21 protein-coding genes and 1 riboswitch are annotated in these 22536 nt (G+C 62.2%); of the genes, 8 read left to right on the forward strand and 13 right to left on the reverse strand.

Annotated features, from left to right (window positions below; all coding sequences use genetic code 11):
- Positions 1-13 precede the first annotated feature (13 nt).
- Positions 14-1633: a catalase gene (locus CS919_RS05190; RefSeq protein WP_099298436.1), complete on the reverse strand. Its 1620-nt coding sequence runs from the start codon at positions 1631-1633 to the stop codon at positions 14-16.
- A gap of 109 nt (positions 1634-1742) precedes the next feature.
- Here CS919_RS05190 and CS919_RS05195 point away from each other — a divergent pair, with 109 nt between their 5' ends.
- Genes CS919_RS05195 through CS919_RS05205 form a run of 3 tightly spaced genes read left to right on the forward strand, consistent with a single transcriptional unit; the run spans position 1743 to position 5039 of the window.
- The gene (locus tag CS919_RS05195; protein WP_099298437.1) at positions 1743-2366 is read left to right on the forward strand and encodes an RNA polymerase sigma factor; all 624 of its coding nucleotides are present in this window, start codon (positions 1743-1745) and stop codon (positions 2364-2366) included.
- Positions 2367-2404: 38 nt separating this feature from the next.
- A complete protein-coding gene (locus CS919_RS05200) occupies positions 2405-3817 on the forward strand; it encodes a TIGR01777 family oxidoreductase (protein ID WP_099298578.1) in 1413 nt (470 codons plus the stop codon).
- Between the two features lie 10 nt (positions 3818-3827).
- Complete coding sequence (locus CS919_RS05205) at positions 3828-5039, forward strand: ferrochelatase (protein ID WP_099298438.1); 1212 nt, start codon at positions 3828-3830, stop codon at positions 5037-5039.
- A 6-nt stretch (positions 5040-5045) separates the two neighbouring features.
- Here the strand turns inward: CS919_RS05205 and CS919_RS05210 are convergent, their stop codons facing one another.
- Both CS919_RS05210 and CS919_RS05215 read right to left on the reverse strand, forming a co-directional pair.
- Positions 5046-6077, reverse strand: coding sequence for an aspartate-semialdehyde dehydrogenase (locus tag CS919_RS05210; protein ID WP_099298439.1), 1032 nt, complete (start codon positions 6075-6077; stop codon positions 5046-5048).
- Between the two features lie 40 nt (positions 6078-6117).
- Positions 6118-7383 (reverse strand): aspartate kinase, encoded by a 1266-nt coding sequence (locus CS919_RS05215; protein WP_099298440.1) that lies wholly within the window; start codon positions 7381-7383, stop codon positions 6118-6120.
- Positions 7384-7526: 143 nt separating this feature from the next.
- Between CS919_RS05215 and CS919_RS05220 the strand changes: the two genes are divergently transcribed.
- Positions 7527-8384, forward strand: coding sequence for a DMT family transporter (locus CS919_RS05220; RefSeq protein WP_099298441.1), 858 nt, complete (start codon positions 7527-7529; stop codon positions 8382-8384).
- Here the strand turns inward: CS919_RS05220 and CS919_RS05225 are convergent.
- The 6 genes from CS919_RS05225 to thiC all read right to left on the reverse strand — a co-directional run bounded on the left by CS919_RS05225 (position 8350) and on the right by thiC (position 14045).
- On the reverse strand, positions 8350-9495 hold the full coding sequence (locus CS919_RS05225) for a ThiF family adenylyltransferase (protein WP_099298442.1): 1146 nt from the start codon (positions 9493-9495) through the stop codon (positions 8350-8352). The genes CS919_RS05220 and CS919_RS05225 overlap by 35 nt on opposite strands.
- Positions 9495-10280, reverse strand: coding sequence for a thiazole synthase (locus CS919_RS05230; RefSeq protein WP_099298443.1), 786 nt, complete (start codon positions 10278-10280; stop codon positions 9495-9497). The genes CS919_RS05225 and CS919_RS05230 overlap by 1 nt, the downstream gene beginning before the upstream one ends.
- Before the next feature lie 5 nt (positions 10281-10285).
- Positions 10286-10492 (reverse strand): sulfur carrier protein ThiS, encoded by a 207-nt coding sequence (gene thiS, locus CS919_RS05235; protein ID WP_099298444.1) that lies wholly within the window; start codon positions 10490-10492, stop codon positions 10286-10288.
- Positions 10476-11603, reverse strand: coding sequence for a glycine oxidase ThiO (gene thiO, locus CS919_RS05240; RefSeq protein ID WP_370737750.1), 1128 nt, complete (start codon positions 11601-11603; stop codon positions 10476-10478). Before thiO ends, thiS begins: the two co-directional genes overlap by 17 nt.
- Positions 11604-11605: 2 nt before the next feature.
- Positions 11606-12274 carry a thiamine phosphate synthase gene (locus CS919_RS05245; RefSeq protein WP_099298446.1) on the reverse strand — a complete coding sequence of 223 codons (669 nt, stop codon included), beginning with the start codon at positions 12272-12274 and terminating at the stop codon, positions 11606-11608.
- A complete protein-coding gene (gene thiC / locus CS919_RS05250) occupies positions 12258-14045 on the reverse strand; it encodes a phosphomethylpyrimidine synthase ThiC (RefSeq protein WP_099298447.1) in 1788 nt (595 codons plus the stop codon). The genes CS919_RS05245 and thiC overlap by 17 nt, the downstream gene beginning before the upstream one ends.
- Positions 14041-14175, reverse strand: a riboswitch (TPP riboswitch). It overlaps the preceding gene by 5 nt.
- Before the next feature lie 291 nt (positions 14176-14466).
- Here thiC and leuA point away from each other — a divergent pair.
- The 4 genes from leuA to CS919_RS05270 are packed head-to-tail and all read left to right on the forward strand — an operon-like array spanning position 14467 to position 19614.
- A complete protein-coding gene (gene leuA, locus CS919_RS05255; RefSeq protein WP_099298448.1) occupies positions 14467-16266 on the forward strand; it encodes a 2-isopropylmalate synthase in 1800 nt (599 codons plus the stop codon).
- 31 nt (positions 16267-16297) lie between these two features.
- Positions 16298-17545 (forward strand): BRCT domain-containing protein, encoded by a 1248-nt coding sequence (locus CS919_RS05260; protein WP_099298449.1) that lies wholly within the window; start codon positions 16298-16300, stop codon positions 17543-17545.
- 36 nt (positions 17546-17581) lie between these two features.
- Positions 17582-18883 (forward strand): Mur ligase family protein, encoded by a 1302-nt coding sequence (locus CS919_RS05265; protein WP_234990830.1) that lies wholly within the window; start codon positions 17582-17584, stop codon positions 18881-18883.
- Positions 18880-19614: a type 1 glutamine amidotransferase gene (locus tag CS919_RS05270; protein WP_099298451.1), complete on the forward strand. Its 735-nt coding sequence runs from the start codon at positions 18880-18882 to the stop codon at positions 19612-19614. Before CS919_RS05265 ends, CS919_RS05270 begins: the two co-directional genes overlap by 4 nt.
- A gap of 7 nt (positions 19615-19621) precedes the next feature.
- Here the strand turns inward: CS919_RS05270 and CS919_RS05275 are convergent, their stop codons facing one another.
- The 4 genes from CS919_RS05275 to CS919_RS05290 all read right to left on the reverse strand — a co-directional run bounded on the left by CS919_RS05275 (position 19622) and on the right by CS919_RS05290 (position 22517).
- Entirely contained in the window at positions 19622-20926 is a 1305-nt protein-coding gene (locus CS919_RS05275) for an HNH endonuclease signature motif containing protein (protein ID WP_099298452.1), read from the reverse strand.
- Positions 20927-21144: 218 nt separating this feature from the next.
- The gene (locus tag CS919_RS05280; protein WP_099298453.1) at positions 21145-21537 is read right to left on the reverse strand and encodes a DoxX family protein; all 393 of its coding nucleotides are present in this window, start codon (positions 21535-21537) and stop codon (positions 21145-21147) included.
- Between the two features lie 2 nt (positions 21538-21539).
- Positions 21540-22199 carry a recombination mediator RecR gene (gene recR, locus CS919_RS05285; RefSeq protein WP_099298454.1) on the reverse strand — a complete coding sequence of 220 codons (660 nt, stop codon included), beginning with the start codon at positions 22197-22199 and terminating at the stop codon, positions 21540-21542.
- A gap of 3 nt (positions 22200-22202) precedes the next feature.
- Positions 22203-22517, reverse strand: a complete 315-nt coding sequence (locus CS919_RS05290) for a YbaB/EbfC family nucleoid-associated protein (protein WP_099298455.1) — start codon at positions 22515-22517, stop codon at positions 22203-22205.
- Positions 22518-22536: the final 19 nt, after the last annotated feature.

The raw sequence follows: 22536 nt of genomic DNA on the forward strand, positions 1-22536 counted from the left end.
TGCGTGATGGCCGTTACTTGGACTGTGCTTCGGTGAAGATTTCCTTCACGCGGTCGCGCAGGTTTTCGTCCACGTTACCCCAGTAGACCCAGCACTGTTCGGCAACCTGGTCAGAGACACCGTCCATGGCGCCGGCGATGTTGTTTGCTAGGCGCTCGCGAGCTGCATCGTCCAACACCTCGCGGACGAGGATGCCTGCCTGCATGAAGTCATCGTCATCCTCGTGGCGGATGTACGCTCCGCGGGTCAGGTCGCGACCATGCAGGTCATCGAAGAGACCCAGATCGTAGGCAATGCCCGTGCCAGATTCTTGGCCGCGGCCGAAGCCGTACTGGGACTGACCTGGCTCCACACCCTTTTGCACGGCGCCAGATCCGTCAGACACATCGTCCGTGCCCTCGCCGCGTTCGAAGCGGTTCGGGGAGTAGACCGGAGTGCCAGCTGGTGGGAACTCTTGGTTACCAGCGCCATCCTTGGCGGTGTAGTAGTTCTTGTCCTTGACCACGGAACGGTTAGAAGGCAGCTGGTGGTGATTCACTCCGAGGCGGTAGCGCTGGGTATCCGCGTACGCGAACGCGCGGGCCAGCAGCATCTTGTCTGGGGAAAAGCCCACACCAGGCACGATGTTGGACGGCGCGAATGCTGCCGTCTCGATCTGTGCGAAGAAGTTCTGTGGGTTCTGGTTCAGAGTGAAGTGACCCACTGGGATGAGTGGGTAATCCTTCTGCGACCAGGTCTTGGTCAGATCGAATGGGTTCCATCTGTAGCCCTCGGCTTCATCGATGGGCATGATCTGCACCTTGACGTCCCACGTTGGGTAGTCGCCGCGCTCGATTGCTTCGTAGAGGTCGCGACGGCTGGAATCGAAATCGCCAGAAGCCACAACCTGTGCAGCTTCATCGTCAGTCAGAGTTTCCCAGCCCTGGCGGGTCTTGAAGTGGTACTTGACCCAAAAACGCTCGTTGTTTTCGTTGATCCACTGGTAGGTGTGGGAGCTGAATCCGTCCATGTTGCGGAAGCTCTTAGGGATGCCGCGGTCTCCCATCAAGTAAGTCACCTGGTGAGCAGACTCCGGGGAGCGGGTCCAGAAATCCCACTGCATATCTGCAGAGTGCAAGCCGGTATCAGCCAGACGCTTCTGAGAGCGGATAAAGTCTGGGAACTTCACACCATCGCGCAGGAAGAACACTGGAGTGTTGTTGCCGACGATGTCGTAGTTGCCCTCTTGGGTGTAGAACTTCAGCGAGAATCCGCGAACGTCGCGCACGGCATCAGGGAAGCCCTGCTCGCCGGCAACGGTAGAGAAACGCGCTAGCATTGGGGTCACGCGACCCGGCTGGAACAGATCTGCCTTGGTGTACTTGGATACGTCCTCGGTGACGGTCAGTTCACCGAAGGCGCCGGAGCCCTTGGCGTGGACGTTGCGCTCGGGGATGCGCTCGCGATTGAAATGCGCGTGCTTCTCAGTGAGGTGAACGTCGCTGAGTAGGAGGGGGCCCTGCTCGCCAACGGTTGCGGAGTGCTCTTCGGTGTGAACGGGTGCACCGTTGACGTTGGTGGATGGGCCGGAGTAAGGGCAGACGCCTCGCTCGGCGATGTCCTTGGAAGTGTGTTGCTGGTCTTGAGTAAACATAGGTGATACCTCCTTGTGGTCTCCCTCTCGAGCTTGCCAGCAAGATTTTTAGATTTTTTCGCACACCGTATTTACTAACCCCATTTGGGGGATGTGTTAAGCTACCTTCATGAAATCCCCGCCTGACCGAGGCACGCACAGCGAAAACGCGGTATCTGCTCGCGACGCGTCCGTAACGGATCTGGCTCTCCGCGCCGCCCGAGGGGATCGGGCGGCTTTGACGAAGTTCATCGCGGAGACCCACGATGACGTGTGGCGTCTGCTGGCGCACTTGGCGGATGCCGATCGCGCCGATGACCTCACCCAGGAGACCTACCTGCGCGTGCTGGGCGCGCTTCCTCGTTTCGCGGCTAGGTCTACGGCTCGCACCTGGATTTTGTCCTTGGCTCGTCGCGTATGGGTGGATTCCGTCCGCCACGATATGGCCCGCCCGCGCAAAACAGCTGGCGATTGGGACGAGCAAGCCAATGGCACTCCCGCCACGGAGACCACGGGCGGCCAGACCTGGGCGGAGTGGGTGGACACTCGCGCTCTGATCGACAGGTTGGAGCCGGAGCGGCGCGAGGCGTTGATCCTCACGCAGATGCTCGGTTATACCTACGCCGAGGCCGCCGGGATCGCGGGTGTGCGCGTGGGAACTATTCGTTCGCGAGTCGCCCGTGCACGTGCGGATCTGGTGGACATGCAAGGTCGACGCCAAACCTCCCCCGATCAGGCACATCGTTTCGGATAGAAACTCATCCTGTCTCGGGCATGGCTACAGTATGCACCATGAGCACCACAGCATTTTCCCAGACACTCACCCACCCCTTAAGCGACCTTTGGAACTATCACGCCTCACCTGGCGCGGTCACTCGGCTGACCCCGGGCTTTAGCCGTATTTCTATCTTGCAAGAGGCGGATAATCTCAAGAGCGGCAAGACCCGCATGAAGTTTCCCGGCGGGATCGTTTGGGAAGGGCAGCATGATCCTGACTACTTTGTGCCCCTCGGCACAGCGGGCTCGGCGCAGTTCTCCGATTACTGCACCACCCGCGGCCTAGGCAAAGCGATGGGCTGGCGCCACATACACAAGTTCGAAGAGGGCGCGGAGCCTAACCAGAGTGTCCTGCGGGATGAAATCACCACGAACGCCCCACATATCTTCTCCGCCAAGGCGTTGTCCGGCGTGTGGGGATTCCGCCAGGAGCAGCTGAAACAGGATCTCAACCACTTGGCTCACGCTCGTCTGTGGGCGGGCAGCACTACCCAGTCCATGACTGTGGCTGTTACGGGAGCCTCCGGGCTGGTGGGCACCCAGCTGTGCGCACTGTTGCGGGTGGCGGGGCACAAGGTTATTCGTATTACCCGTTCCGCCACTGAGGATGACCAGCGGCAATGGGATCCGCAGGATCCTCCGGAAAACCTCTTGGACGGGGTGGATGCCGTGGTGCACCTGGCAGGCCATCCCATCGCCGGGCGCTTTACGGATGAGCACATCGAAAAGGTTCGCGATTCGCGCGTAGGCCCTACGAAGAAGCTCGCGGAACTGGCTGCGCGCACTGAAAGCGTGCATACCTTCGTGTGTGCTTCTGCGGTGGGATTCTACGGTCATGATCGCCCGGAAGCAGTCGACGAGCAGGCAGAATACGGGCGCGAGGGAGTGATTGGTGGCGTCGTAAAACAATGGGAGGATGCCACCCAACCAGCCCGAGATGCCGGACTTCGTGTCACCAACGTGCGCACCGGGCTGGTGCTCGCGGGCGGCTCGCCGATGCTGGACATGCTGACTGCCTCGGTGAGGGTGGGCGGCGGCCCGCTAGGCGATGGTTCGCAGCACTTTGCATGGATCAGCCTGCAGGACTTGGTAAGCATCTATCACCGCGCGCTGATCGACCCTCTGATGCAGGGCCCGGTCAACGCCGTGGCGCCGAACATTGTCACGAATGCGGAGTTCACTGAGGTTCTAGCGGACGTCGGCGGTTCCCCACTGTCCAAGCTCAAGATTCCCGTGCCGGAGTTGGGTCCCAAAGCACTTCTGGGCGAACGCGGCGCGGAGGAATTGGCATTGGCCGACCAAAACGTGGTGCCCGGCGCGCTAAACCGGCTGGAGCACCCTTTCCGCTACCCACATGTGCGGGATGCGCTGCTCCACGAGCTGGGAAAGAACAGCCCGTCAATGGGTGAACCGGCAACTGACTACTAAGGTTGGAACTATGACTAGCTCCTCACAGGCACTGCTGCTCCTATCCTTCGGCGGACCGAATAAGTCCGAGGATGTCGTTCCTTTTTTGGAGAACGTCACCCGCGGGCGAGGCATCCCGCGCGAGCGTTTGGAACAGGTTGGCGAGCACTATTTCACGTTGGGCGGAAAGTCCCCGATCAACGAGCAAAACCTCCAGGTCATCGCGAACATTGAGGCGGAGCTCACCGAGCGTGGCATCGATCTGCCCGTCTACTTCGGCAACCGTAACTGGGAGCCGTTCGTGGAAGAGGCCACCGTCCAGATGGCCAAGGACGGCATTACCCACGCTTATGTGTTCGTCACCAGCGCTTGGGGTGGCTATTCAGGCTGCTCGCAGTACCAAGAGGACATCCAGAGAGCCATCGCTGCCTGCGAAAAGGCCGGGGTGAAGGCACCGACGATGGAACGCCTCCCTCACTTCCACGACAACCCCGCCTTCATCGCGGAGTTCGCTGCGGGCGTGGACGCAGCTCGCGCGCAACTGTCCGACGAGGATCAGAAAAATGCCGAGCTCATCTTCACCGCCCACTCGGTGCCGAATGTTGCCGACGACCAGGCCGGACCGCACAGCTTCGGCGGCAATCTCTACTCCCAGCAGGTCTTGGACTCGGCTCGCTTAGTCCAGCAAGCCAGCTCCTTTGCCGGCCAACCCGGAACGGGGGCCAGCTATGCGTGGACGGGCCGCCTGGCAGAGCACGAGCCAGTGGGTGGGCGCGGCGATGGACCCGCCAACACGGGTGAATCCGTGGGCGTGGATCTCGGTGTAGGTACGGAATACGACGTTGAGCTCGTGTGGCAGTCCCGCTCCGGTTCTCCTCACACGCCGTGGCTGGAGCCAGATGTCTGTGATCACATCGAGTCGCGCGCCGAGCATGGCAATACGCACCCCATCGTGCTGTGCCCCATCGGCTTCATCACCGATCACATTGAGGTCAAGTGGGATCTGGACACCGAGGCCAAGGATGCTGCAGACGAGGCAGGCATTTCCTTCGTGCGCTCCGCCACTCCGGGGCTCAGCAAGTCCTTCGCCGCGATGGTGGTGGACATGATCGCCGAGGATCCCCAGCCGTTGACTGAGGAGCAGCAAGCCGCAAAGCAGATCGCGGAGAAGTTCGGCACGGTGCCGAACTTCGGCCACACCAAGAACGGAAACTTCTGCGCCCCTGGCTGCTGCGGCTCTTAAAAGGAGCTAGACCAGCAGTTCTGCGATCTGGATGGTGTTCAGCGCGGCACCCTTGCGCAGGTTGTCGCCACTGACCACCAGCACCAGTCCGCGGCCGCCGTCGACGGACTGATCCTGGCGAATGCGTCCCACCAGTGAGTTGTCCTTGCCTGCTGCCTCCAATGGCGTGGGGACGTCCACGACCTCCACACCGGGAGCATCGGCGAGAATCTCGCGCGCCCGCTCCGGGGTGATGGACTTGTCGAACTCTGCGTGCACCGTCATGGTGTGGCCGGTCAGCACAGGCACGCGCACGCAGGTGCCCGCCACCAGCAAGTTAGGGATACCCAAGATCTTGCGGGACTCGTTGCGCAGCTTCTGTTCTTCGTCGGTCTCCTCGGAGCCGTCGTCCACGAGGTTGCCGGCCATCGGCAGTGCGTTGAACGCGATGGGAGCCACGTAAGGATCGGTGCTGTCCACGTTCAGCGCGGAACCATCGTGCACCAACTCCTCCAGGTTGTCAGCGTTGGCACGCGTCTGATCGATTAGCGCGGACACGCCGGACAGGCCGGAACCAGATACTGCCTGGTAGGAACTGACGCGCAGGCGCTGCAAGCCGGCTTCCGCATGCAGTGGACCCAGCACGGGCATAGCTGCCATGGTGGTGCAGTTCGGGTTGGCGATGATGCCCTTGGTGGTGTTCTTGGCGTCGCCGGGGTTGACCTCGGAAACCACGAGGGGAACATTCTCATCCTTGCGCCATGCGGAAGAGTTGTCCACCACCACGGCACCTGCCTCGGCGAAGCGTGGGGCGTGCTCGCGGGAGGTACCGCCACCAGCGGAGAACAGCGCGATATCGATGCCGCGGAGGTCCTCGGTGGAGGTGGCTGCCACGTCTTCCACGACGATCTTCTTGTCCCCAAACTCCAGCTCAGTTCCGGCGGAGCGGGAGGAGGCGAAGAAGCGGACGGTATCTGCTGGGAAGTTACGTTCCTGCAGGATAGAGCGCATCACGCGACCAACTTGGCCGGTGGCGCCCACGACGGCGATGGTGGTCATGAGAAATCAGTGTCCTTTCGAGGGGAAAGTTGAAAGAGGTTTAGCGGCCGGTCCCCGCGTACACGGTGACCTCTTCTTCGCCGCCCAATTGGAAGCGATCGTGCAGTGCGACGACAGCCTTATCCAGTTCAGACTCGCGAACCAGCACGGAGATGCGGATCTCGGAGGTGGAGATCAGTTCGATATTGACTCCTGCATCGCGCAGTGCCTCGCAGAAGTCTGCGGTCACTCCGGGGTGGGACTTCATGCCGGCTCCCACCAGGGAGACCTTGCCGATCTGATCGTCATAGAGGACGTCCTGCCACTCGGCGGCTTCCTTCATGGACTTCAGCATCTGCACGGCGCGGCGTCCGTCTTCGCGCGGGCAGGTGAACGTGATGTCCGTCCGGTTGTTGTCCAGCTTGGAGACGTTCTGCAGAACCATGTCCAGGTTGATCTCGGCATCTGCGATGGCGCGGAACACCTTCGCGGCCTCCCCTGGGGTGTCTGGGATGCCCAGGACGGTGATCTTTGCTTCGGAGCGGTCGTGTGCCACGCCGGTGAGTACTGCCTCTTCCACGGGAATATCCTCCATTGATCCGGAAACTAGGGTGCCAATATCGCTGCTGTACGAGGAGCGCACGCGCAGGGGAACGTTGAATGCGCGGGCATATTCCACGCTGCGGAGCATGAGCACCTTGGCACCCACGGCCGCCATTTCCAGCATTTCTTCGAAGCTGATTTTGTCCAGCTTGCGTGCGTTCTTCACGATGCGTGGGTCAGCGGTGTACACGCCGTCGACGTCCGAGTAGATCTCGCAGACGTCGGCCTGCAGGGCAGCGGCGAGGGCTACGGCGGTGGCGTCGGATCCACCACGACCCAGCGTGGTGACGTCCCGGGTTTCCCGGTTGACGCCCTGAAAGCCTGCGACCAGGCAGATCTTTCCGCCGTCGAGCGCTTCTTGCACGCGACCGGGGGTCACGCCCACGATGCGTGCGTTGCCGTGGCGCTCGGTGGTGAGCACGCCGGCTTGGGAGCCTGTGAAGGACTGTGCTTCGGCTCCGAGGGATTCGATGGCCATGGCCACTAGGGCATTGGAGATGCGCTCGCCTGCGGTGAGCAACATGTCCATCTCACGGGCTGGGGGAACTGGGTTGACTTGCTCGGCGAGGTCGAGCAGCTCATCGGTGGTGTCTCCCATGGCGGAGCAGACCACGACAACGTCGTTGCCCTGCTTCTTAGTTTCCACGATGCGCTCAGCCACGCGCCGGATGCGGTCGGCGCTTTCCAACGACGATCCGCCGTATTTCTGGACGATGAGTGCCACGTGGCGTTCACCCCTTCGTGCACGCCAATTGATCAGACGCGCTTGTTCGTGAGTCTTAACGTCCAGATTCTACCCCAGCGTGCTGGTCTGTTGAACCGCTCGGTGCAGTTTCGCGCATTGTCGTGGGCTAGAGTTTGGGATCGATGAATGAAAACAATCTGCTGGCGATCTTCTTTGCCCTGCTCTCCGCGCTGACGATCGCGTGGGGCACGGTGATCCGCCATCGGGTTGCATCTACCTCTGAGGACAATGACGTCCCGCTGCTCAATGCAGTGCGTTCTCCCTGGTGGTGGGGTGGTTTGCTCGGCGCGATGGCGGGTTATGGCTTGCAGATTGTGGCGCTGAATTTTGGCACGTTGCTGATCGTGCAGCCGATTTTGGTGCTGAGTTTGATGTTCACGTTGCCGCTCAGCGCACGCATGGATGGTCGCCGCATATCCAAGTCGGAAACCACGTGGGCTTTGCTGTTGACCGTTGCGGTGGCGGTGCTGGTAGTTCTTGGTCGTCCGACGTCAGGAGATTCGCATCCGCCTCTGAAAATATGGCTGCTCGTCTTGGGCATCGGGGTGGTGGTGATTGGCGCGATTCTGCTGTTCGCCGCGACTCGGGGCAAGGAGATGCAGGCGCTGCTTTATGGCGCGATGACTGGCTCGATCATGGGTTATTTGGCGCTGATGTCCAAGGCCGTGGTGGATACTTTCCGACTGCGCGGCATGGAAGGTCTGGTCACCGGATGGGAGCTCTACGCTCTGTTGGCGCTGGCTGGGATCGGAACTGCCGTGCAACAGCTGAGCTTTAATGCGGGAGCGTTGAAGAACTCTCTGCCCGCGATGACCATCGTGGAGCCTCTGGTGGCGTTCTCGCTGGGCTATGCGGTGTTGGGCGAGCGTTTTCAAGTCACCACGAGCGTCGGTTGGTTCTCGATGGGCGTGGCACTGACCGTCATGATTGGCGCGACTGTTGCACTTAGCCGGATGAGCGTGACGGAGAAAGTGAGTTAACGCCCCCGGGCAGGCTCTGCGCCTGGAGGCCTCGGCGGGATAGCTGCTCGCCGTAGTTTTCCACGAAGCGTGCACTGCGCACGCCGGCGGCACACGCCACCACCAGGTCTTTGTCGAACTCCGGCAGATCATCGATGCTGCTGATCTCACTTCCGGGAAGCAGCACGGGCTCGGCATCGGGCCAGGGGTTGAGAAGCACCTCGTGTGGCTCGCGGATGTCCACTGCCACGGCCCGCCCGTCGCGGATCAGCCCCAGCAGCCGTTGCCGTTCGGCTTCCTCGGCCGCGGCTTCACCGGGCATTGCGCAGCCCACGTCGTAGCCCTGCTCCAGCTCCGAAACCAACTCGCGGCCCGGATCTGCCTGTACTTCCAGCGTGCGCATGCGCGCGCTGAGCGCCTCGTAGCTAGTCAGGCGCCCCGGCTGGCCCGCACCCGGCAGCTGCGCGAGATGCGCTACCGCCTGGGTCACCATCAGGCCCGCCACCACCGACGTGGTCACGCCCAACACACCCGCGGTCGCGCAATCGGGCACAAAACCGCCACCGGGTTGGACCGGGAAGATGTCCCGCAGTCCTACTCCGCGCCCGTCCTCGGTCTCGGTTCCGGAGTGCCACAGCGCCACGTCGCCCCGGTATTGCAGCACTGTTCCCCATACGAGAGGCGTGGAGGTGATCTCCGTGGCGTCGGCAACAAGGTACTTGGTCCCAAACGAATCCGAACCATCCAGCACCAGGTCCACCCCGCCCACGATCTCCACGGCGTTCTCGGAATCGAGACGTCGCCGCAGCTCGCAGACCTCGATCCCCGGTTGCAAGCCACGGATCCGCGCGGCAGCCACCTCCACTTTGGGCTTGCCTACGTCGACTGCGGTGAACAGGATCTGGCGGTGGATGTTTGTGAGGTCAACGGTGTCATCGTCGATGATTGTAATTTTTCCGACGCCAACCGCCGCCAGCTGCTGCAACGCCGGACAGCCGAGCCCACCGGCTCCCACCACCAGGACGTGCGCTGCGCGCAGCCTGCGCTGCTGTTCGATCCCGAACCCAGGCAAGTTCAGGTGCCGCGCTGTGCGGCGCAGCTCCTCGCGCGGCAGTTCTCTATCTGCACTCATCACAGAACCTCGTCGGCCCAGTTCGCGAGGCCTTCAAACGTGGACGATGCCTGCGCGTGGGTGCGTGTGGGGATCCGGCCAGCGCCGCGCGCGAGGCGCCCGGCTTCCACGGCATACCGCATTGCTTCAGCCATCGCCACTGGGTCCTGACATCGGTTGACGGCGCTGGCCAGCAGTACGCCGGAACAGCCCAGTTCCATGGCCAGCGCAGCGTCTGATGCAGTACCCACGCCCGCGTCAATCAAGATGGGAATATCTGTGTTTGCGCAGATCAGCTCAATATTGTGCGGGTTCAGTATGCCCAGGCCTGTGCCGATGGGCGAGCCCAGCGGCATCACGGTTGATGCTCCCGCGTCCTCTAGCCGCTTGGCGGCGATTGGATCGTCGGAGGTGTAGGCCATCACGGTAAAACCTTCGTTGACCAGCTGCTCGGTGGCGTCGATGGTCTCCACCACATCCGGCAACAGGGTGCGGTCGTCGTGGATGACCTCTACCTTGACCCAGTTGGTGCCCAAGGCCTCTTGGGCTAGCCGGGCGGTGATCACGGCATCTCGCGCGGTGCGGCAACCTGCGGTATTTGGCAGCGGCGCGATATTCAGGCGTTGCAGCAGGTCAAAAACGCTTTCACCCTCACCCTTGGCAGCAGCACGGAACCGACGCATGGCCACGGTGGTTAACTGCGTTCCAGAAGCCACCAGTGCCTGCTCCAGCATGGACTGCGAAGTGGCCCCGCCCGTGCCCATGATGAGGTGGGATTCGAACTGCTTGTCCGCGATGTTCAACAACGGTGTTAGCCCCCTTGGACTGCGGTGAGGACGTCCACGCGGGCACCGTCCTCGAGGGTGGTTTCTTGCCATGCGGAACGGAAAACTACGCGACCTTCCACGGCCACGGCCACTCCGGCTTCTGCTACTTCGCCGGTGAGGTGCTCCACGAGGTCCGCGACGGTTGCTCCGTCGGCAAGTTCGGTCTTTTCCTCGTTAACGATCACGTTCATGGTTTATTCCTTCTCTCGTGTGGCGTTCTGGCGAGCACGCGACAATATCCACACTAGGCTGAACGCCTTCGATGATCTCCCGCGTGACCTTCGCAGCCAGCGCTGTCAGCAGGATTCCGTGGCGGAAGTAACCGGTGGATACCACCACGTGTTCGTTGACTCTTCCCAGGTAGGGCAGGTCATCTGGGGTGCCCGGGCGGGCTCCGGCGCTGGCTTCCACAAGGTCGCACTCTTCCACTCCGGGCACCACGCGAATGGCATCCCGCAGCAATTCGTGCACTCCGCTTACTCGGGGCTCGGCGCGCCCGTCCTCACGGGAGGTTGCGCCGATGGCCACGGTCCCGTCCTCGCGCGGGATCACGTAGATGGGCCGGTCTTCCACGAACCCGCGGATGACCTTGGTCACCAGCGGCTGCAGTGGCTTCGGCACGCTCAGCCGCAAGATATCGCCGTACACCGGGCGTAGCTGCAGCGGCATGCGATCTTCGTACCAGCCACGCACGGACGCTGCGCCCAGCCCATTAGCCAGCACGATCTGCTCGGCATCTACGGTCTCCCCGGAGCCCAGAACCACCGAGGCTCCCGCAATCTCTTCGGCTGTCTCCGTGATGAAACGCACTCCCAGGTTCCCCGCCGCATCCTGCATCGCCGCAGCAAACTGACGCGGAAACACCTGGTGATCCCCCGGAATGCTCACTGCTCCGGCCAGACGTGGGCTCAGTGCGGGCTCTTGTGTACGCGCCTGCCGAGTGGTGATCTGCTCCACGGTCATCCCGTGGGCCACTTGATAGTCCATCAGCTCGCCCAAGTGCTGGGCATCGGCCCTATCAGCGGCCACCACGAGCGTGCCGTGAGCCTGATGCCCCGTGGGGACGTCCGTGTGCTGCGCCACCAGTTCCACCAGCTCTGGGTACCACTGCCCCGCCGCCTGCATCAGCGGAAACAGCGGATCCTGCTGGTAGACCACCTCTGCGGCAGGCGCGAGCATGCCGCCGGCGTGATACGTGGAGCCAGAAGCCGGAGCGGGGTCAATCACGGTCACCTCATGACCGCCAGCCGCCAACGTCACCGCCGTGGACAGGCCGATGGTCCCCGCTCCAATAACAGTCACCTTCACCGGACTCGCCCCGCCTCGAAGCCCGCAATCACACTGCGCACGTATTCCTCGGGATCTTGGGCGTGCATAATACCTCGCACAATCGCCAGCCCATCCACTCCCACGGCTGCGAGATCAGCGGCATCGTCTTTGGTGACGTCGCCAATTGCCACCACGGGAACCGCGCATTCCGCAACGATCGGCGCGAAACCCTGCAGACCCAACGGCGTGCGCCCGGAATCCTTGGTCGGCGTGGCGCGGAACGGGCCGCACCCCACGTAGTCCAGAACCTCGGCGTGCTGGTTGGCCGCCTCGATCAACTCCAAGGTGCCGGTGGTCAGGCCGATCACCGCATCCGGTCCCAGCAGCGCTCGGGCGGAGGGAACGGGCAGGTCGTCCTGACCAATGTGCACGCCGTGGACGTGGTGACCCTCGTTGATTAAGGCAGCCGCCACATCAACACGGTCGTCTACCAGCACCTTCGCCTCCGGCGCCACAGCGTGCACCTCCGCGGTCACGCGAGCGGTGAGCTCATAGAGTCCGCGCGCGGAGATCGGCTTGGAGCGGACCTGGATCATCCCCGCTCCGCCCATCGCAGCAGCGCGAGCGGTGTCCACAATCTGCTGTGGCTCTCCGCTGCCGGTCACGAAGTAGCAGCGGAGGTCAAGCTCAGTTGATCGAGGCATTTTCTCCTTCTGCCTGCTGAATTTCTTCTTCCACCTCGGCTTCGTCGAGGTAGAGCTGTCCGCCGTGCTCGCGGAACTTCTCTGACATCTCCTTCATACCTTCTTCCACCGCAGCCTGAACATCCGCATCCACCACGCGGTTCGGGCCGCCGGGCATGCCCAGCTGTGCAGGATAGGTATCGCGGATGTCCTGGGAGATGCGCATGGAGCAGAACTTAGGGCCACACATCGAGCAGAAGTGCGCGGTCTTGGCTGGCTCCGCGGGCAGGGTTTCATCGTGGTACTCCAGCGCGGTATCTGGATCCAGCGCCAGCGCGAACTGGTCATGCCAGCGGAACTCGAAACGAGCCTTGGACAGCGCATCGTCCCGCTCCTGCGCGCGTGGGTGGCTCTTGCCCAGGTCAGCGGCGTGAGCAGCGATCTTGTAGGTGATCACGCCCACCTTCACGTCATCGCGGTTCGGCAGTCCCAGGTGCTCCTTCGGCGTGACATAGCAGAGCATTGCCGTGCCGGCCTGGCCGATGATCGCCGCACCGATGGCGGAAGTGATGTGGTCATAGCCCGGCGCGATGTCCGTGGCCAGTGGGCCCAGCGTGTAGAACGGCGCACCGTCACACCAGTTTTCTTCCCACTCCACGTTGATGGGGATCTTGTGCATCGGAATGTGTCCGGGGCCTTCGATCATCACCTGGGCGCCGCGCGACTTCGCAATGCGGGTCAGCTCACCCAAGGTCTTGAGCTCTGACAATTGAGCCTCATCGTTGGCGTCGGCAATAGAACCAGGACGCAGACCATCGCCGAGGGAGAAGGTGACGTCATAGCTCGCCAAGATGTCGCACAGTTCCTCGAAGTGCGTGTACAGGAAGGACTCGCGGTGACCATCCAAGCACCACGCCGCCATGATGGAACCGCCACGAGAAACGATGCCGGTGACGCGCTCGGTAGTTAGCGGGACGTAGCGCAGCAGCACGCCAGCGTGGATGGTCATGTAGTCCACGCCCTGCTCGCACTGTTCGATGACGGTGTCGCGGTAGATCTCCCACGTCAGCTTCGTTGGGTCGCCGTTGACCTTCTCCAGTGCCTGGTAGATGGGCACGGTGCCCACGGGAACAGGGGAGTTACGCAGGATCCACTCACGGGTCTCGTGGATGTCATTGCCGGTGGACAAGTCCATGATCGTGTCCGCACCCCAGCGCGCGGCCCACACCATCTTTTCCACCTCTTCCGCGATGGAGCTGGTCACGGCAGAGTTACCCATGTTGGCGTTGATCTTCACCGCGAAGTTGCGACCGATGATCATCGGCTCGATCTCTGGGTGCTTGTGGTTGGCGGTGATCACCGCGCGGCCGGAGGCGACTTCCCGCCGGACGAACTCCGGCTCAAAGCCCTCGCGGTGGGCGATGAAGGTCATTTCCGGGGTGATTATTCCGGCGCGTGCCCAGGCCAGCTGGGTCTTGACCTTGAGCTCTGGGTGCTCGTCGCTGGCGGGTGCGGCTTCTGGCTTCTCCCACTCGTCGCGGGTCTTGGCCAGGCCGGTCTTGAGGTCCAGCTGTGGGTTTTCTTCGGTGTAGATGCCGGAGGTGTCGTAGACCTCGAAGTCCTCACCGGTGGTGAGCTCGATGGCTCGGGCGGGGATGCGCAGATCCGTGGTGGAGCCGTCCGTGTTGGTGTGAGTGACGGTGTTGTAGACCTTGCGGCTGCGGTAGATAGGACCGGTGGTGACCTGGCCCTCTTCCGGAGGTGCAGATTTCTCAGTTAGACGTGTGCCCATGATGGGTTTTCCTTCCTTCGCCGGCATTACCCGGTCAGGTTCAAGCGGTCGGCCCTTATGTCCTAGGACCCTCTCAGCGCACTGGTTCACGGCTAAGTGCCTTGAGGTGTACGCTCCCGCGGAGATGTGCGAGTTATGAAGTTGTCTTGCCCAGTGTAACCACCGCGGAGACAATCATCAGCAACTCCCCCATCTCACGCAGTGAGACAAGCTCTCCCATGGAAATACCCCCTTTTCGCCACAGTCATTGTGATGCGCGCTATAGTGATCTGCATGTTCTCATTCCGCGTCTGCGCTCTCCTTCTGCGCCGCGGCGGGGCTCAGGTCTAAATTTTCTTTCCGACCGGCACCCCGTCGCGGAGTAAGTGCTGCCGGTCGGAAATCTTGAAACACCACAGACTTTCCAGGAGCCTCTTTTCTCATGAACGACACATTCATCTCCGCCCCCGCTGCCATCAACACTCCAGACGGCAACATCCCCGATGGCCAGCCCGCATGGAACAAGCAGCGCAATTCGCAGATGCGCGATGCCCGCTACCTGCCATTCTTCGAAGAAGTCGATCACATCACCCTGCCTGATCGCACCTGGCCAGATAAGGTCATCGACCGCGCTCCCCAGTGGTGTGCGGTGGATCTGCGCGATGGCAACCAGGCCTTGATTGATCCCATGAGCCCCGAGCGCAAGCGCCGGATGTTCGATCTGCTGGTGCAGATGGGCTACAAGGAAATCGAGGTGGGCTTCCCCTCCGCGTCCCAGACGGATTTCGATTTCGTCCGCGAGATCATCGAGGGTGGCCGCATCCCCGAGGACGTGACCATCCAGGTTCTGGTTCAGGCGCGCGAGCACCTCATCCGCCGCACATTCGAGGCGTGTGAAGGCGCGAAGAACGTCATCGTGCACTTCTACAATTCCACCTCTGAGCTGCAGCGCCGCGTGGTGTTCCGCAAGGATCGCGAGGCCATCAAGAAGCTGGCAACGGATGCAGCTGAGCTGATCAAGACCATCGCCGTGGATTACCCAGACACCAACTGGCGCTGGGAGTACTCCCCCGAGTCCTTCACGGGCACCGAGGTGGACTACGCCAAGGAAGTCTGCGACGCAGTGGTTTCCATCATGGAACCAACTCCAGAAAACCCGATGATTTTGAACCTGCCGTCGACGGTGGAGATGATCACCCCGAACGTCTACGCGGATTCCATCGAGTGGATGCACCGCAACCTGAACAACCGCGATTCCATCATCTTGTCCCTGCACCCCCACAACGACCGCGGCGAGGGCGTTGCCGCAGCTGAGCTGGGTTACATGGCCGGCGCAGACCGCATCGAGGGCTGCCTGTTCGGCAACGGCGAGCGCACCGGCAACGTCTGCCTGGTCACCTTGGGTCTGAACTTGCTGACCCAGGGCGTGGATCCGCAGATTGATTTTTCCGACATCGATCAGATCCGCCGCACGGTGGAGTACTGCAACCAGCTGCGCGTGCCGGAGCGTCACCCTTATGGCGGCGACTTGGTCTTCACCGCGTTCTCCGGTTCTCACCAGGACGCCATCAACAAGGGCCTGAACGCCATGCAGGACCGCACCGGCGATATCCGCGAGGCCACGTGGGAAGTTCCGTACCTGCCCATCGATCCGAAGGACATCGGCCGTACCTACGAGGCCGTGATCCGCGTGAATTCGCAGTCCGGCAAGGGCGGCGTGGCCTACATCATGAAGACGGATCACAACCTGGATCTGCCGCGCCCCATGCAGGTGGAGTTCTCCTCCGTGGTGCAGGCGGTCACGGATGCCGAGGGTGGCGAGGTCAATCCGAAGGCCATGTGGGATATCTTCGCGGGCGAGTACTTGGATCGCGTGGCTCCCATCGAAGCCATCTCCGTGACTGTCGACGGCGGCCAGGCTGAGGGCGAAGAAGCCAAGGTCACCGCGCAGATCGAGTACCGCGGCGAGCCGCAGACCATTAAGGGTCATGGCAACGGTCCGATCGCCGCCTATTGCAACGCCCTGGAGTCCTTGGGCATGGACGTGGAGGTTCAGGAGTACTCTCAGCATGCGCGCACCTCTGGTGACGACGCCGAAGCCGCCGCGTACGCCTTGGTCTCCGTCAATGGAACGAAGGTGTGGGGCGTGGGCATCGCTTCCTCCATCACTTACGCTTCCTTGAAGGCCATCACCTCGGCCGTCAACCGCGTTCAGGATGCGGGAGTGCCACAGGGCGCTTAGCTCGTGGACCTCTCTAGTAACATCTCCTTTCATGACTGATAGCAGAAGGCGCCCCCGTCGCACCGTTCATCGCCGTGCGGCCCCGCCTTCTCCTATTTCCGACGCCAACCCCGAGTCCACCCAGCGCACCCCACGTCCTGCCACGTTCCCCTCCCCTGAGCAGGCGCCGTACGCGGCCGTCAGCATCGTCACTTCGGGAATTCACCCCACGACGTCCCGTCTGGTGGCACTGTCCGTGGCTTTTTATTCCCCAGCTTTGGAGCCAGTCGAGGCGTGGACCCGGCACTTGAACCCTGGTGAGGATGCAGGGCCATGGCATTTGCACGGGTACCAGCCTGGGGATCTGGCGCAGGCTCTTGGTTTTGCCAGCTCCGCCGAGCTCATGCACGAAGCCCTTGATGGCCGCACCCTGGTCATGCATCAGGTGGGCTACACCTGGGGTTTCCTGGCCAACGAGTTCCGCCGCACCAAGCGTTCCGCGAACCGCGGTCGTCGCGGCCGGGGCCGCGGGCGCGGTGCGCGGAAGGTTCCGGTTCCTACTCCCGTGGAGATCATCGACACGCTCGGCACCGCACGGCGACAGTCCACCGAGTGTTATGACTTCCGTCTGCGGGCCATCGTGGAGTGTTATAACCAGGGCCCGTACGGCGTGGATGCCCCAGAGGAAGCTATCCCTGAGGTGGGGGCGGTGGCGTCGACCGAAAGGGGAAACATCGACCCAGATGCCCTCCTGGAGGCGGACGCCCACCTGACCATGCATCTCCACCTCGCCCAGCGGCGCGCGGCTGGTGCCGGCGCGGGGCTGATCGAGAAGCTGCAGCCAGCGGACCTGGTGGCAGATCAGTTTGGAATTCAGCGTTCGAAGATTCGCGTCGATGCGGCCAATGCACCCCGTCCGCACGAGAATCCCGGAAAGTGGGCACCGGGTATGAAGCTGGTCGAGGGCATGGAGTTTGTGGTCAGCCCGGATGTGATGAGCGATCCGGATGAGATCATCGGCAAGGGTGTTGCCGCGGGCCTGGTGTACTCGGAGAAGCTGAATCGCCGCAGCTCACTGGTGGTGTGCAACACGAACCACGAGCTGCGCGGCAAGGCGATGCACGCGGATCGGAAGAACATTCCGCTCGTCAGCGATCAGACGTTCCTTGAGCTGCTGGACGATGTGGACAAGGGCAAGCGCGCGCCGTCGCCCACCAGTCCGCAAGCGGGCGTGCGACCCGCTACGCAGGGCATTCCTCCTACGCGCGGCGGAAATCGGCGCTCCCGCAAGCGTCGGTAGCTGGAGCTGGAAGCGGACTCGACTAGTCTGGGGCGAGTGAACTCTAAGGACAGCAGAAGCAACATCCTGCAACGCGCCCGGAGTGCTGCCGCCGTCAGCGCGGCGGATCTCGCCACGTGGGCCAGCCGCAAGACGGGCCGTGGCTCCGGCGGCATGATCGGCGGCCTCATCGCGGGTGCCATCGATCCGCACCTGATGAACTCGCTGGCTAAGGGCCGGCCGGTTGCGCTGGTGACGGGCACCAACGGCAAGTCCACCACCACGCGCATGTTGGCGGGCGCCCTTCAGTCCGCGGGAACCGTGGCCACCAACGAGGGCGGCGACAACATGGACGCCGGCGTGATCTCCGCCCTGCTGGCGGGGCGCGATGCGGAGATCGTGGTGCTGGAAGTCGACGAGCTGTACGTGCCCAACATCGCCGAGAAACTGGATGCCTCCGTGTTGGTGCTGCTCAACCTGAGCCGTGACCAGCTGGACCGCGTGGGTGAGATCAACAAGATCGAGCGCACCTTGCGCGCTTGTGTGGATGCGCGGCCGGACATGACGGTGATCGCGAACTGCGATGACGTGGGCGTGACCTCCGTGGCGTGGGATTCCCCGAACGTGGTGTGGGTGTCTGCTGGCTTTGGCTGGGCGGGCGATTCCACCAGCTGCCCGCGCACCGGTGGCGCGATCGTGCATCAGGAGCGCGCGGACGGGATCATGGACTGGTTCGCGGTGAAGAAGCTTCCCGACGGTTCCGAGTTCCGTCGGCCGGAGCCGCAGTGGCGCATCACGGACGAGGGAATCGTGGATGCCTCCGGTTCTCTGCACCCTCTCAACCTGCGCCTTCCCGGCAACGCGAACCGCGGCAACGCTACCCAGGCCGTGGCCGCAGCTAAGACTCTGGGCGTGGACATCAGCGCCGCGATCTCCGCCGCCGAGCAGGTGGACAACGTGGCCGGCCGCTACTCCGTGGTGCCTTTCGAGGGGCGCGACGTGCGGCTGATGCTGGCGAAGAATCCCGCCGGTTGGCAAGAGGCGCTGTCCATGGTGGATCGCGACGCCGATTCCCTGGTCATCTCCGTCAACGGCCAGGTTGCCGACGGGCAGGATCTGTCTTGGCTATGGGATGTGCGCTTTGAGAACTTCGAGGATCTCAAGGTGGTCTCCGCAGGCGAACGCGGCACGGATCTTGCCGTGCGCTTGGGCTACGCGGGCGTGGAGCACACGCTGGTCAAGGACACAGTGGAGGCCATTCGTTCGTGCCCTCCGGGGCGCGTTGAGGTGTTGGCGAACTACACGGCGTTCCGTGATTTGAGGCGCGTTTTGGACCGCAACAATGAGGAGCAGCGATGAGCACACTGACTATTGGCCTGGTCCTTCCCGACGTTCTGGGCACCTACGGCGATGACGGAAACGCTCTGGTCCTGCGCCAGCGCGCCCGCATGCGTGGCTTGGACGCGGAGATTCACCGCATCACGCTGGGCGCCGCAATTCCCGAGACGCTGGACATGTACACCCTCGGCGGCGGCGAGGACGTGGCGCAGCGCTTGGCCACCGAGCACCTCCTCGCCGATGGTGGTCTGACCCGCGCGGCGAATGCTGGACGCCCGATTCTGTCGATCTGTGCCGGGTTGCAGGTCCTCGGCCGCACCTTCACGGCTTCTGATTCTGTGGTTGAGGGGCTGGGTCTTATCGACGCCACCACGGATGTCTTGTCTAAGCGCATGATCGGTGAGATCACTTCGACCCCTCAGCTGGAAGGGCTCACCGAGACCTTGACGGGTTTTGCCAACCACATGGGTTCCACCGTTCTGGGTTCCGATGCCTCTCCTCTGGGCACGCTGACGAAGGGCACCGGCAACACTGATGAGGGTGAGCAGGTGTCCTACGAGGGCGCGGTTCAGGGGTCTGTCATCGCCACGTACATGCATGGCCCAGCCTTGGCCCGTAATCCGCAATTGGCAGATCTGATCCTGGCCCGCGCGATGGGCGTAGACATGAGCGAGCTTCCCGAGGTCACGGGCCAGTTCGCTGATCAGCTGAATGGGGAAGTGCAGCAATTGCGTAAGGAACGTCTGCGCTAGGGATCCGCTAGAACGGGATGTTCTCGGCTGCTTCGTCATCATCTGCTTCGGTGCGGATGCGGTTGTGCTCGGCGAGAACTCGGGCGCGCCTGCTGGCTCGTCGCTCAAAGGTTTCCCGCCCCAGTACTCCACCTGGCTCGGTGACTACCGTGTGCCCGTCCCCGTGGGAGGTCCACACCTCGGTGCCATCGGGGAATAGGGATACGTCCCACTGCCCTGCGGTCTTCAGCTTGTGGTGCTTGCGGCACAGGCAGTGAAGATTCGACGTTGAAGTTTCAGCGCTTCCGCCCAATGGTTGGCTATGGTCCCAACGGTTGACGTGGTCTAGGTCGCAGCGCTCGGCGATGACATCGCAGCCCGGGAAGCGGCAGTGTCCGTCTCTGCCGATCACGCTGGCGCGAATTGTCGGCGTGGGCTGGTACCCCGCGCATCGTGCCCACCCAGGGGATGCGACGTGCGTGACCCGCTGCATCCACTCCGCGCTCGCTTCCTGTTCCAGCCAGTCTCCTGCGATCCATACGCGACCAGGCTCGGCCTCGGATTCAGAGACTGTCGCAGGCCGGTAGATGTTCAATGTGACCTCGGTGGTGCACTGCCCGCGCAGGAGAAGCATCAATGCAGCTCCTCGGGAGCACTTTTCCTGCCGACATACACTCTTGATCATCTGGATGAACTCCTCCGAATCACCCTTGTTCATGGTGAGGAAGAAATCAGTGACTTCGGCGCCCCGCTCATCCCAACCCAGCTCCGGCTGGTGCGGCTTTCCCTTGTCCTCCTGGCGTACTTTCTCATCTGGATCTTTCGGCCGGGCGGGCGGATGATGCTGGTAGATAATGTCCCGAATCAGCTTGCCCACTCGCTTCACAGACGGCGTGGCCTGCAATGGCCTGCGCGGAGACAAAGCCTGTAGGAGATCTGATTCGACCACCTCGTGAAACTCTGGAGGGAGGCACTCTAGGGAATCAGCTAGGCGTCGAACATGATCGAAGGAAAGATGCCCCTGGCCCAAGTTGGCTGCCAGGCGCGGGAAGTTGAGCAGCATGAAGCCGATGCAGACGTAACTCAAAGCGCGGTGCTCGGCCACACCGAGGCGCACGCCCAGACGCGAAGAGACATCGGCAACGCATTCCTGCACGTCAGGCACACACATGCGGGCGATCGCGAGGTGGTGCTGGTTAGTTAGGACTGCAGCTCGGCTCAACGGATCCGCATCGTCCAGAATGCGCCACGACGGCTCTGGCGCGTGTAGGTGCGGCTCGCTATCCGTAGGTGTATCTGTGTCCGATTCGAAGAGTGGTTCGGTGACGTTCATGGTTCCCCCTGCCCCATCAACTCAAGGTCCACCGGCAATCCCCACCAGCGCTAACACCTTAAGTAGTAGAACAAACGTTTGAAGTTATACCCTAATAATACACGCCTACGGGACACCCGTCCACACTTATCGAACACTTTCTCGAAATATTTTTGTTCCGGTTAACTCGCCCCGCAGTCAATCCCACAAGCAGCCAGCCCCCCAAAAAAACCCAGAACCTAGTGCCCCAACTTCCACGTGGAGTACATCATCGGCAGCTGCAAAGGCACGCGCACAAAAGCAATGGAACGCTCGGTCAAGCCCTTGTTCCGCCAATCCCATGCCATCTTGATGTTGCCCGGCCACACGCCCGCCAGGAACGCGGTCGCGGTGGTGGACACGGCGGCCTCATAGGAACGCGACATCCGGCCCGTCAAAGACCCAGCGATCGCAGCCCCCAAGGCCAACTCCACAGCGCCGGAACCATACGTCCACACGCGCCTGCCACCAGGCAACTCAGGCGGAACCAAGGTGTCGAAAGGCTTCGGCTGAGCAAAGTGCATCACCCCAGCAAAACCGAACACTCCTGCCCAAATCGCCCGTCGGATAGCGTCACCATTCTGCTTCTTCATGCCTACAGCCTAGTGCGCCCAGCAAAAGCGCGAGACAAAGTCAGCTCATCCACGAACTCCAAGTCCCCACCCATCGGAATTCCAGAGGCCAATCGGCTCACGGACAAACCTGGAAAATCTCGCAGCAGACGCGCCAGATACGCCGCGGTGGCCTCGCCTTCCGTGTTCGGATCCGTGGCGATGATTACCTCGTTGACCTCGGGGCCAGGTTCCAGAATCGGCTCGTTGTTTGCGTCGACTTCATTGGTCGGAACATCCGGCAGCGCACCACCGACACGCTGCACCAACGCCGTGATATTGAGCTCCTTGGGACCGATCCCGCCGAGGGGATCCAGCGCACCACCAAGCACGTGGTAGCGGCCGCGATACTCACCCGTGCGCTCGATGACCTGGATGTCCTTGGTCTCCTCGACCACGCACACCAAGGACTTATCGCGCGAGGAATCAGCACACACGCGGCACACCTCCTCTTGGGAGATGTTGTGACAAATGCGGCAGAACGTCACGCCATCCTGCAGTCTTCCCAGAGCAGTTTGAAAGCGCTGCACATCCTCTGGATCTTCGTCGAGGAGATGCAGCGCAATCCGCTGAGCGCTCTTCGGCCCAATGCCGGGGAGCCGGGAGAACTCGTCGATGACGTCCTGTAATGGACCTTCGAACAAGTTCTAGAAACCCATTCCGTTCATGCCCTGAGACAGTGGACCCATCTTCTCCTGGGCCAGGTTCTGCAGCTTGTTGTTCGCATCGGTAAACGCACCGAGAACCAGGTCCTGCAGGGTTTCGATGTCCTCAGGATCCACGATCTTTGGATCGATGCTGAGGGACTTAACCTCGCCGGAACCAGCCATTTCCATGGTGACCAGGCCGTTGCCTGCTTCACCGGTGACCACAGAAGCGACGATTTCCTTCTGGGCTTCCTGCAACTGCGCCTGCATCTGCTGGGCCTGCTGCATGAGCTGGTTCATATCTGGCTGGGTCATGACGCGGTTCCTTTCGTTG

This window comes from Corynebacterium dentalis, assembly GCF_900232865.1.
GTDB lineage: Bacteria > Actinomycetota > Actinomycetes > Mycobacteriales > Mycobacteriaceae > Corynebacterium > Corynebacterium dentalis.

Excerpts from the sequence above, each read along its gene's own strand:
- CS919_RS05190 (WP_099298436.1), bottom strand. The coding sequence starts at position 1,633 with ATGTTTACTCAAGACCAGCAACACACTTCCAAGGACATCGCCGAGCGA.
- CS919_RS05225 (WP_099298442.1), bottom strand. The coding sequence starts at position 9,495 with ATGAGTGCAGATAGAGAACTGCCGCGCGAGGAGCTGCGCCGCACAGCG.
- CS919_RS05290 (WP_099298455.1), bottom strand. The coding sequence starts at position 22,517 with ATGACCCAGCCAGATATGAACCAGCTCATGCAGCAGGCCCAGCAGATG.
- CS919_RS05275 (WP_099298452.1), bottom strand. The coding sequence starts at position 20,926 with ATGAACGTCACCGAACCACTCTTCGAATCGGACACAGATACACCTACG.
- CS919_RS05220 (WP_099298441.1), top strand. The coding sequence starts at position 7,527 with ATGAATGAAAACAATCTGCTGGCGATCTTCTTTGCCCTGCTCTCCGCG.
- thiS (WP_099298444.1), bottom strand. The coding sequence starts at position 10,492 with ATGAACGTGATCGTTAACGAGGAAAAGACCGAACTTGCCGACGGAGCA.
- CS919_RS05205 (WP_099298438.1), top strand. The coding sequence starts at position 3,828 with ATGACTAGCTCCTCACAGGCACTGCTGCTCCTATCCTTCGGCGGACCG.
- CS919_RS05260 (WP_099298449.1), top strand. The coding sequence starts at position 16,298 with ATGACTGATAGCAGAAGGCGCCCCCGTCGCACCGTTCATCGCCGTGCG.
- CS919_RS05245 (WP_099298446.1), bottom strand. The coding sequence starts at position 12,274 with ATGCCTCGATCAACTGAGCTTGACCTCCGCTGCTACTTCGTGACCGGC.
- CS919_RS05210 (WP_099298439.1), bottom strand. The coding sequence starts at position 6,077 with ATGACCACCATCGCCGTCGTGGGCGCCACCGGCCAAGTTGGTCGCGTG.
- CS919_RS05270 (WP_099298451.1), top strand. The coding sequence starts at position 18,880 with ATGAGCACACTGACTATTGGCCTGGTCCTTCCCGACGTTCTGGGCACC.
- CS919_RS05200 (WP_099298578.1), top strand. The coding sequence starts at position 2,405 with ATGAGCACCACAGCATTTTCCCAGACACTCACCCACCCCTTAAGCGAC.
- CS919_RS05280 (WP_099298453.1), bottom strand. The coding sequence starts at position 21,537 with ATGAAGAAGCAGAATGGTGACGCTATCCGACGGGCGATTTGGGCAGGA.
- CS919_RS05195 (WP_099298437.1), top strand. The coding sequence starts at position 1,743 with ATGAAATCCCCGCCTGACCGAGGCACGCACAGCGAAAACGCGGTATCT.
- leuA (WP_099298448.1), top strand. The coding sequence starts at position 14,467 with ATGAACGACACATTCATCTCCGCCCCCGCTGCCATCAACACTCCAGAC.
- thiC (WP_099298447.1), bottom strand. The coding sequence starts at position 14,045 with ATGGGCACACGTCTAACTGAGAAATCTGCACCTCCGGAAGAGGGCCAG.